10 protein-coding genes are annotated in these 9,663 nt (G+C 71.4%); 2 read left to right on the top strand and 8 right to left on the bottom strand.

Going from position 1 to position 9,663, the window contains the following annotated elements; translation table 11 throughout:
• The first annotated feature begins 240 nt into the window (after positions 1 to 240).
• Together ABZ281_RS22890 and ABZ281_RS22885 are read left to right on the top strand one after the other, a co-directional pair.
• A complete protein-coding gene (locus ABZ281_RS22890; protein WP_356658160.1) occupies positions 241 to 897 on the top strand; it encodes a hypothetical protein in 657 nt (218 codons plus the stop codon).
• 430 nt (positions 898 to 1,327) lie between these two features.
• Positions 1,328 to 3,187 carry an AAA family ATPase gene (locus tag ABZ281_RS22885; RefSeq protein WP_356658158.1) on the top strand — a complete coding sequence of 620 codons (1,860 nt, stop codon included), beginning with the start codon at positions 1,328 to 1,330 and terminating at the stop codon, positions 3,185 to 3,187.
• A gap of 113 nt (positions 3,188 to 3,300) precedes the next feature.
• On the opposite strand, the gene ABZ281_RS22880 is transcribed toward ABZ281_RS22885, so the two are convergent.
• The 8 genes from ABZ281_RS22880 to ABZ281_RS22845 all read right to left on the bottom strand — a co-directional run.
• Positions 3,301 to 4,386 (bottom strand): hemolysin family protein, encoded by a 1,086-nt coding sequence (locus tag ABZ281_RS22880; RefSeq protein WP_356658156.1) that lies wholly within the window; start codon positions 4,384 to 4,386, stop codon positions 3,301 to 3,303.
• The gene (locus ABZ281_RS22875) at positions 4,383 to 5,717 is read right to left on the bottom strand and encodes a hemolysin family protein (RefSeq protein WP_356658154.1); all 1,335 of its coding nucleotides are present in this window, start codon (positions 5,715 to 5,717) and stop codon (positions 4,383 to 4,385) included. Before ABZ281_RS22875 ends, ABZ281_RS22880 begins: the two co-directional genes overlap by 4 nt.
• A 245-nt stretch (positions 5,718 to 5,962) precedes the next feature.
• Positions 5,963 to 6,418: a PH domain-containing protein gene (locus ABZ281_RS22870; protein ID WP_356658153.1), complete on the bottom strand. Its 456-nt coding sequence runs from the start codon at positions 6,416 to 6,418 to the stop codon at positions 5,963 to 5,965.
• A 14-nt stretch (positions 6,419 to 6,432) separates the two neighbouring features.
• Positions 6,433 to 7,281, bottom strand: a complete 849-nt coding sequence (hisG, locus tag ABZ281_RS22865; protein ID WP_031108172.1) for an ATP phosphoribosyltransferase — start codon at positions 7,279 to 7,281, stop codon at positions 6,433 to 6,435.
• Positions 7,282 to 7,326: 45 nt separating this feature from the next.
• Positions 7,327 to 7,599: a phosphoribosyl-ATP diphosphatase gene (locus tag ABZ281_RS22860; RefSeq protein ID WP_019983911.1), complete on the bottom strand. Its 273-nt coding sequence runs from the start codon at positions 7,597 to 7,599 to the stop codon at positions 7,327 to 7,329.
• A 34-nt stretch (positions 7,600 to 7,633) separates the two neighbouring features.
• A complete protein-coding gene (ribH, locus tag ABZ281_RS22855; protein WP_356658150.1) occupies positions 7,634 to 8,119 on the bottom strand; it encodes a 6,7-dimethyl-8-ribityllumazine synthase in 486 nt (161 codons plus the stop codon).
• Between the two features lie 20 nt (positions 8,120 to 8,139).
• Complete coding sequence (locus ABZ281_RS22850; protein WP_356658148.1) at positions 8,140 to 9,429, bottom strand: bifunctional 3,4-dihydroxy-2-butanone-4-phosphate synthase/GTP cyclohydrolase II; 1,290 nt, start codon at positions 9,427 to 9,429, stop codon at positions 8,140 to 8,142.
• A partial coding sequence (locus tag ABZ281_RS22845) for a nicotinamide mononucleotide transporter family protein (RefSeq protein ID WP_356658146.1) occupies positions 9,426 to 9,663 on the bottom strand: 238 nt, incomplete at its 5' end. The genes ABZ281_RS22850 and ABZ281_RS22845, both read right to left, overlap by 4 nt.

Here is a 9,663-nt window from a genome sequence, read left to right as displayed (position 1 = left end):
GGCGGCCAGGACGGTTCTGCGGGAGGGCTGTTCGGCTCTGCGCATGGCGGGGGACCCCCGGATGTCGGAGTCGGGCAGGTGCGGGGCAGGTCCGTGCACGGTCGGTCGTGTCCGTGCGTGCGCCACATATGAGCACAGCCCGCCGTGTCCTGCCAGCACTTCGACGCGCGCCGCGCCCACCAATATTGGCGTCGACCGGTGGCATCCCCGGCGGACCCCGTGGTTAGAGTGCCGATCGAGATGAATACGTCCTTCCACCCCGCACCGTGCCCCGCCGTCCGTGCCCTGGCCGCCCGCGTCCGCCGCCTCTCCCCCTCCTGCGGCCCGGTCCGGCTCGTCGGCGTCGACGGGCACGCCGGGTCCGGAAAGAGCACGTTCGCCGAGCGGTTGGCGGCGGCCCTGGACGGCGCGCCGGTGCTGCGCCTCGACGACATCGCCAGCCACGACGCGCTGTTCGACTGGACGGGACGACTGCTGGACCAGCTGATCGAGCCGCTCTCCCACGGCCGGACCGCGCGCTACGCCCGCTACGACTGGCGGGCCCGCCGCTTCGGCTCCCCGCGTCCGCTCCCGCCCGCTCCGGTGATCCTCGTGGAGGGCGTCGGCGCGGGGCGCCGTGCGCTGCGCCCGCACCTGACCCTGCTGCTGTGGATGGATCTGCCGCGGGAGGAAGCCTGGGCGCGGGGACGGTCCCGGGACGGGGAGGAGCAGCGGGGGTTCTGGGACGGGTGGGTTCCGGCGGAGCGCCGGCATTTCGCCGAGGATCCCTCGCGGCCGTTCGCCGACCTTCTGGTACGGCAGCGAGATGAGGGGTATGAGGTGCTCCCGGGACCGGCTGGGACCGTTGGACCGAACCAGCCCTTCACACAGGGTGACGGGCCGCCCGCGGTCTGCTGAACTGGTGAAGGGCCTTGCGGAACAACTTGCCGGAGTGCTTCAACTCGGCTTGACCGCCGGGCCGTACAGGTCTTACGTTCTCAATGTGCGGCATCGAAGCCGCCCACAGACGCGAAGCCCCCGGTTGTTCCCCCGTGATCGGGGGCTTCGTTCTGCCTTCTTGCGGTTTTCCGGCCGCCACGGGGCGCCGAACGCTCACCCTGGGTCACCGCCCGCGAGGACGCGGCATCCGCTCCCACCTCGCCGAACGGCCTGTGCGGCACCCTACGGGGGCGCCGCGCCCGCAGGTACGATGCCCTCGTCGCGACCTACGGACGGTTGCTTCGCGCACTGTGCAACTCCGGTCCGTGGCACAGCGGTTCGAGCAGGGCAGCCGGCTGGGGGACGGCTCGTTGGCATACCGACGGGGGCACGGTTTGTGGGGGACGTGATGGACTTCGGCACGCAGGGCCCACAGGCCCCGGCCGACCTCGCCTGGCTGCGAGGCGTGGACGCCTACACCATGGGCGCGTATCCGCAGGCGGAGGAGGAGTTCCGCGCCGCGGTGCGGATGGACTCCGGGATGGCCGACGGCTGGCTCGGGCTGCACGCGCTGCGCGTCGACACGACGAATGCGCTGCTGCGGATGTTCCGGCACCGGGACCGTTTCGGGGAGCAGCGCACGCGCTACCGCCGCACGCTCAACTCCTGGTACTGGCTGGGCTGGTGGGTGCAGCCCGTGCTGGAGAGCCCCCGTGATCTGCTGCTCGCGCACGCCTCCCACTGGCTGGACGGCCGCCACGTCCCCGAGCTGGACCGGGCCCTCGCCGGTCTGCCGCCCGTGGACACCGACCACCAGGTCCGCTTCCTGCATTCCTGCCGCGCCTATCTGGTCAAGGACTGGGAACAACTGGTCCGCCACACCGACCCGCTGCTCGACGATCCGCTGCTCGGCATCGAGGCGGGTCTGTTCGGCGGCATGGCCAGGGTCCGCCTGGAGATGTACGGCCAGGCCGAACCCCTGCTGTCCGCCGCGCTGATGCGCTGCCGCAGCGAGCAGCCCCAGCGCAAGGAGCTGCGCTACTGGCTGGCCCGGGCGCACGAGGGCACCGGCCGCAGCGCCGCCGCGCTCCCCCTGTACCGGGCCGTGCACCGTGTCGACCCGGCGTTCATGGACACCTCCGCCCGGCTCACCGCCATCGCCGAGGGCGACGGGTACGACGACGCCACGGGTCTCGCGGCGGTCACCCTCGCCGGTGCGGGCCAGGACGCGGTGGACGGTCCGGACGGGTTCGATCCGCTCTTCGGCCTGGAAGGACGCGACCTGAGACTGCCCGATCCCGAGCCGCCGCTCGCTCCCCTGCCGCCGGTGACCGGCCCGCCGGTCCGCGAGAGGACCGGCCCCGTCCCCTCCCTGCCCGCCGGGCCCACCGACCCGGCGTTACTGGACGAGGCACTCGCCGAGCTCGAACGCATGGTGGGTCTGGAGCCGGTGAAGCGCCAGGTCAAGGCGCTGTCGGCGCAGCTGAACATGGCCCGGCTGCGAGCCGGGCAGGGCCTGCCGGTCCAGCCGCCGAAACGCCACTTCGTCTTCTCCGGCCCCTCCGGCACCGGCAAGACGACCGTCGCCCGCATCCTCGGCCGCGTCTTCTACGCCCTCGGGCTGCTCGGCGGCGACCATCTCGTGGAGGCCCAGCGGGCCGACCTGGTCGGCGAGTACCTCGGGCAGACGGCCGTGAAGGCGAACGAACTGATCGACTCGGCTCTCGGGGGCGTCCTCTTCGTCGATGAGGCCTACTCGCTGTCCAACTCGGGTTACGGCAAGGGGGACGCGTACGGCGACGAGGCCCTCCAGGTGCTGCTGAAGCGCGCGGAGGACAACCGCGACCACCTCGTGGTGATCCTGGCCGGCTACCCGGAGGGCATGGACCGTCTGCTCGCCGCGAACCCCGGGCTGTCCTCCCGTTTCACCACCCGCGTCGACTTCCCGTCCTACCGGCCCCTCGAACTCACCGACATCGGCAAGGTGCTCGCGGCGGAGAACGGCGACCTGTGGGACGAGGAGGCCCTCGACGAGCTGCGGTCCATCGCCGGGCACGTGGTCGACCAGGGGTGGATCGACGAGCTGGGCAACGGGCGGTTCCTGCGGACGCTGTACGAGAAGAGCTGCGCGTACCGTGATCTGCGGTTGTCGGTGTATCCCGGGGTGCTGGGCAGGGAGGACCTGGCGACGTTGCGGTTGCCGGATCTGATGCAGGCGTATGGAGAGGTGCTGTCGGGGCGCGGGCCCGGGAGTCCATCGGGGCTGTGAGGAAACGGCGTTGCTGCCGCTGAGGTCGGGTGGGCGCGCAACCCGGTGGAGCGGGGTGCCGCTCTCGGTGGGACGGGCGCCGCCCCCAGCGGCACGCATGCCCGCAGCTGGGACTACGTCGCCAGTACCTCCTCCGACGCCCCGCTGCTCCTGGGCTCGGTCAGCTTCACCTCGTGCACCTGACGATGCGCGGGATCCCGCACCTCACCCACCAGCAGCTCCAGCACGTCCTCCAGTGCGACCAGTCCGAGTACCTTGCCGGACGCGTCGGCCACCTGTGCCAGGTGGGTCGCTGCCCGCCGCATCACCGTGAGGGCGTCGTCGAGCGGCAGCTCGGGCCGCAGGGTCGTCATGGGACGCCACAGGTGCTGCGGAACGGCCCGGTCCGAGTCCTCCAGGTCGAGGACGTCCTTGACGTGCAGGTACCCCATGAAGGCGCCGGTGTCCGCGGCGACCGGGAACCGGGAGTAGCCGGTGCGGGCCGTGAGCTCGACGATCCGCCCGGGGGTGACCGACGGGCTGACCGTCACCAGGGACTCCCGCTTCAGCAGGACGTCCGTCACCGGGCGGGAGCCCAGCTCCAGGGCGTCCTCGAGGCTCTCGGCCTCCTCGGGGTCGAGCAGGCCCGCCTGGCCGGCGTCCTCCACCAGCCGGTTGAGCTGTTCGCTGGTGAAGACGGCCTCGACCGCGTCCTTGGGCTCGACGTGGAAGAGCCGCAGGATGCCCTGGGAGACGGCGCCGAGAGCGGCCGTGATGGGCTTGCAGAAGCGCGCGAACCAGACCAGGCCGGGGCTGAGCCACAGCGCGGCCTTCTCCGGCGCCGCCATCGCCAGGTTCTTCGGGACCATCTCGCCGATGACGAGGTGGAAGAAGACCACGGCGGCGAGGGCGATGACGTAGGTCAGCGGATGGATCACGCCGTGCGGCAGGTGGATCCACTCGAAGACCGGCTCCAGCAGGTGGGCGACCGTCGGTTCGGCGACCGCGCCGAGCGTCAGGGAGCAGATCGTGATGCCGAACTGGGCCGCCGCCATCATCTGCGGCAGCCGCTCCAGCCCGTAGAGGACCTGCCGGGAGCGGGCGGTGCCGAGCGGTTCGATCTGGCTGCGGCGTACGGAGACCAGCGCGAACTCGGCGCCGACGAAGAAGCCGTTGGCGAGCACGAGGAGCGCGGCGAAGAGAAGCTGGAGCACACTCATCGGACGGCCTCCGCCATGAAGACCACCGGGGCGGTCCGCACGAGCCGGACCCGCTCCGCGCGGTAGTGGCCGACCTGGCGCACCGAGAGCCGCCAGCCGGGCAGCTCCGCCTTGTCACCGACGGCCGGGATACGGCCCAGCAGGTCGGCGATCAGGCCCGCGACCGTCTCGTACGGGCCCTCGGGCACGTCGAGGCCTATGCGCAGCAGGATGTCGACCCGGCAGCTGCCGTCGACGTCCCAGGCGGGCCTGCCGTCCTCCGGCGGCGCGGCGGCCAGCTCGGGCAGGTCGTGTCCGTCGTGCTCGTCGCGGACCTCGCCGACGATCTCCTCGACGATGTCCTCCAGCGTGACGACACCGGCGGTGCCGCCGTACTCGTCGACGACGACCGCGATGGGCTGCTCGCTGCGCAGGCGGGTGAGGAGCGGCCGTACGGGCAGCGTCTCGGGGACGAGCAGCGCCGGGCGGGCGATGTGGCCGACGGGGGTGCGCAGCCGGTCCTGGACGGGCACGGCCAGGGCGTCCTTGAGGTGAGCCATGCCGACGACCTCGTCGATCTTCTCCCGGTAGACCGGGAAGCGGGACAGGCCGGTGGCGCGGGTCAGGTTGACGACGTCCTCGGCGGTGGCCGAGGACTGCAGGGCGCTGACCTTCACGCGCGGCGTCATCACGTGCTGCGCGGTGAGCTCGCCCAGCGACAGGGTCCGGACGAACAGGTCGGCCGTGTCCTGCTCCAGGGCGCCGGCCAGGGCCGAGTGGCGGGCCAGGGAGACGAGTTCGCCGGGAGTGCGGGCGGAGGCCAGCTCCTCGGCGGGTTCGATGCCCAGGGCGCGCACGAGCCGGTTCGCCACGGCGTTGAGGCCGGCGATGACCGGGCGGAACAGCCGGGCGAAGACGTGCTGCGGGCCCGCGACGAAGCGGGCGACCTGCAGCGGCCTGGATACCGCCCAGTTCTTGGGCAGGAGCTCGCCGATCACCATCTGCACGGCGGAGGCCAGCAGCATGCCGACGACGACCGTGGCACCGGAGACGGCTCCCTCGGGGATGCCGATCGAGGTGAACGGGCCGTGCAGCAGCTCGGCGAGCGCCGGTTCGGCGAGCATGCCGACGACGAGCGAGGTGATGGTGATGCCGAGCTGGGTGCCGGAGAGCTGGAAGGAGAGTTCCTTGAGTGATTCGACGACCCGGTGGGCACGCCGGTCGCCCTCGGCGGCGGCCTTCTCGGCCTCGGGCCGTTCGACCGTCACGAGTCCGAATTCGGCCGCCACGAAGAATCCGTTGGCGAGAATCAGCAGGAACGCGGCTGCGAGGAGCAGCAGGGGGGTGGTCATGATGCCGCCGCCTCCACACGGTCGCGTACCTCGGATACGAGGTCCGCGCTATGTCGGCAGGGGGCGGCGCAGGTACTGCAGGACGATCCGTCCATCGCCGGAGGGGGTCACTCCTCGGTTAGCAGGAGCCTCTGCGCACCGGTCGGGGCGACAGAGGCGGAGGCGCATCCATCACGCCTCCGCCACCAGATTAATCAAGACACGGCCCGGTGCGGCAGTGGCGTCCGCCCGGAGGATGTCCCGAGTCAGCCCTGACCCCGCTCGGGATCCGTCACGGAACGCGCCTCGACCAGCGCCCGGAGCGCCCGGGCGTCGGCGATCGCACGCTGCCTGGCCAGGCCCGGCTGGATGCCCAGAGCAGGCAGGCTGGTGCCGTCGCTGAGGTTGAGGAACACCCAGGGGTCGCCGGGCCGGAGGGTCACCTGGAGGATCTCCGCCCACTCCAGCCGGCGCTTGTTCGTGAGATTGACGACAGTGACGCCGTTGTCGTCGACGACCACCTTGGGACGCGCCAGGAGGAGCAGCACGGCGTCCAGCAGGAGTGCCGTGAAAACGAAGCTGACGCGCTCGCCGGGGCTGAGCTGCTTCAGCAGCATCGCGACCGCCGTGATCACCACGAAGACGGCGACGGCCGCGGTGAGCAGCACCACACGGGTGCTGCCCGGCCGGAACGTGACGGGCAGGCTGGGCAGATCGGACATCGGGTCGCGGCCCCTCAGAGACGGCAGGCGTGGATGGCCGTGGTCAGGATGGCCCGGGCACCGATGTCGTACAAGTCGTCCATGATCCGCTGGGCTTCCTTGGCCGGGACCATCGCGCGGACGGCGACCCAGCCCTCGTTGTGCAGTGGGGAGACGGTCGGGGACTCCAGGCCGGGCGTCAGGGCGACGGCCTTCTCCAGCTGCTCGACGCGGCAGTCGTAGTCCATCATCACGTACGTCCGGGCGACCAGGACGCCCTGGAGGCGGCGCAGGAACTGCTGCACCTTGGGGTCGTCGGCGTCCGCGCCGGTGCGGCGGATCACGACGGCCTCGGACTGCATGATCGGCTCGCCGGCGACCTCCAGGCCCGCGTTGCGCAGCGAGGTGCCGGTCTCGACGACGTCGGCGATGACCTGGGCGACGCCCAGCTGGATGGCGGTCTCGACGGCGCCGTCGAGGTGGACGACGGAGGCGTCGATGCCGTGCTCGGCGAGGTGCGCCGCGACGATGCCCTCGTAGGAGGTGGCGATCGTCTTGCCCGTCAGGTCCGCCAGGCCGCTGATCGTGCCGGGCTTGGTGGCGTAGCGGAAGGTGGAGCGGGCAAAGCCGAGGGCGAGGATCTCCTCGGCTTCGGCGCCGGAGTCGATGAGCAGGTCCCGGCCGGTGAGGCCGATGTCCAGCTGCCCGGAGGCGACGTAGATCGCGATGTCGCGGGGGCGGAGGTAGAAGAACTCGACCTCGTTGACCGGGTCGACGATCCGCAGTTCCTTGGACTCGCGGCGCTGCTGGTAGCCGGCCTCATGCAGCATCTCCGCCGCAGGGCCGGACAGGGAACCCTTGTTGGGGACGGCGATGCGCAGCATGAGGTCGGCTTCCTTTGCGTGGTGTCGTACGGGAACGGGTGCGGCTTACAGGTGGGCGTAGACGTCGTCGAGGGAGATGCCGCGGGCGACCATCATCACCTGGACGTGGTACAGCAGCTGCGAGATCTCCTCGGCGGCGGCTTCCTTGCCCTCGTACTCGGCGGCCATCCACACCTCGGCGGCCTCTTCGACGACCTTCTTGCCGATGGCGTGGACGCCCTTGCCGACCAGTTCTGCGGTGCGGGAAGTGGCGGGGTCGCCCTGGGCGGCCTTGTGCTGGAGCTCGGTGAAGAGCTCCTCGAACGTCTTCTTGGACATGGTGACGCTCAGCCTATGCCACACCCGGCTTCCGTCAGCGCCAGGGTTCGGATACTGAGCGGAGGGTGGCCGCGGTCGCCACCGCCGCCGTCACCGCCTCGTGCCCCTTGTCCTCGTTGGAGCCCTCGATTCCGGCGCGGTCCAGGGCCTGCTCCTCGGTGTCGCAGGTCAGCACGCCGAAGCCGACGGGGACACCGGTGTCGACGGAGACCTGGGTGAGGCCCTGGGTCACGCCCTGGCACACGTACTCGAAGTGGGGCGTGCCGCCGCGGATGACGACGCCGAGGGCGACGATCGCGTCGTAGCCGCGGCCCGCGAGGACCTTGGCGACGACCGGGAGCTCCCAGCTGCCGGGGACCCTGAGCAGTGTCGGCTCGTCGATCCCCAGGTCGTGCAGGGCGCGCAGGGCGCCGTCGACCAGACCGTTCATCACCTTCTCGTGCCACTGTGCCGCGATGACGGCGACCCGGAGGTCACCCACATCGCGTACGGACAACTCCGGTGCACCCTTGCCGCTCACGTCTCTCCCTCTGTGCTCTCTTACTGGTTGCCGCAGGCGGGCACGGTGGTCGTGTCCAGCCAGGGCAGGTCGTGGCCCATCCGGTCCCGCTTGGTGCGCAGGTAGCGGAGGTTGTGCTCGCCGGCGCTCACGGGCATCGGCACGCGGGCCTGGACCGCGATGCCGTGCCGGACGAGCGCGTCGGTCTTGTCGGGGTTGTTGGTCAGCAGCCGGACGCCGCGCACACCGAGGTCGGCGAGGATCTGCGCGCCTGCGGCGTAGTCGCGGGCGTCGGCGGGCAGGCCGAGTTCGAGGTTGGCGTCGAGGGTGTCGCGGCCGCGCTCCTGGAGTTCGTAGGCGCGCAGCTTGGACATCAGGCCGATGCCGCGGCCCTCGTGTCCGCGCAGGTAGACCACGACGCCCCGGCCCTCGGCCTGGACGCGGGCGAGGGAGGCGTCGAGCTGGGGGCCGCAGTCGCAGCGGGCCGAGCCGAAGACGTCGCCGGTGAGGCATTCGGAGTGGACGCGGACGAGGACGTCCTGGCCGTCGCCGATCTCGCCGTGCACCAGGGCGACGTGCTCGACGCCGTCGACGATGGAGCGGTAGCCGTGGGCCGTGAAGGTGCCGTGGGCGGTGGGCAGTCGGGTCGTGGCCTCGCGGCGGACGGTGGGTTCGCTGCTGCGGCGGTAGGCGATCAGGTCCTCGATGGAGATGATCGTCAGGCCGTGCTTGCGGGCGAAGGGGATCAGCTCGGGCAGGCGCAGCATGGTGCCGTCCTCGCCGGCGATCTCGACGATCGCGCCGGCCGGGCGCAGGCCCGCGAGGCGGGCGAGGTCGACGGCGGCCTCGGTGTGGCCGTTGCGGGTGAGGACCCCGCCGGGCCGGGCGCGCAGCGGGAAGATGTGGCCGGGGCGGACGAAGTCGTCGGCCCCGCAGACGCCGTCGGCGAGCAGCTGGAGGGTGGTGGCGCGGTCGGAGGCGGAGATGCCGGTGCTCACGCCGTGCGCGGCGGAGGCGTCGACGGAGACCGTGAACGCGGTCTTCATCGACTCGGTGTTGTCCTCGACCATCTGCGGGAGCTTCAGCCGGTCCAGTTCGTCGCCCTCCATGGGGGCGCAGATCAGGCCGCGGCACTCGCTCATCATGAAGGCGACGATCTCGGGGGTGGCCTTCTCCGCGGCGATGACGAGGTCGCCCTCGTTCTCCCGGTCCTCGTCGTCGACGACCACGACGGGGCGGCCGGCCGCGATGTCGGCGATGGCCTGCTCGACGGGGTCGAGCGTGAAGCTCTCGACGTCGTCGGTGCTGTACAGGGCGGTTGCGGCAGTCATGCCGGCGCTCCTTCCAGGGTGGGCCGCGCGGTCTGACGCGAGCGCAGCCACCAGTCGCGCAGGCCCCACAGGACGAGCGCGCCGTAGATGACGTAGACGAAGCCGGAGAAGGCGTAGCCGTTGGCGAAGTTGAGGGGCACGCCGACGACGTCGACGAGCAGCCAGGCGAACCAGAACTCGACCATGCCGCGCGCCTGGGCGTACATGGCGACGACGGTGCCGACGAAGATGTAG

Source organism: Streptomyces sp. NPDC006265, assembly GCF_040613555.1.
Lineage (GTDB): Bacteria > Actinomycetota > Actinomycetes > Streptomycetales > Streptomycetaceae > Streptomyces.
The sequence above is the reverse complement of the archived record's forward strand: the minus strand, read 5'-3'. Positions and strand labels throughout refer to the sequence as shown.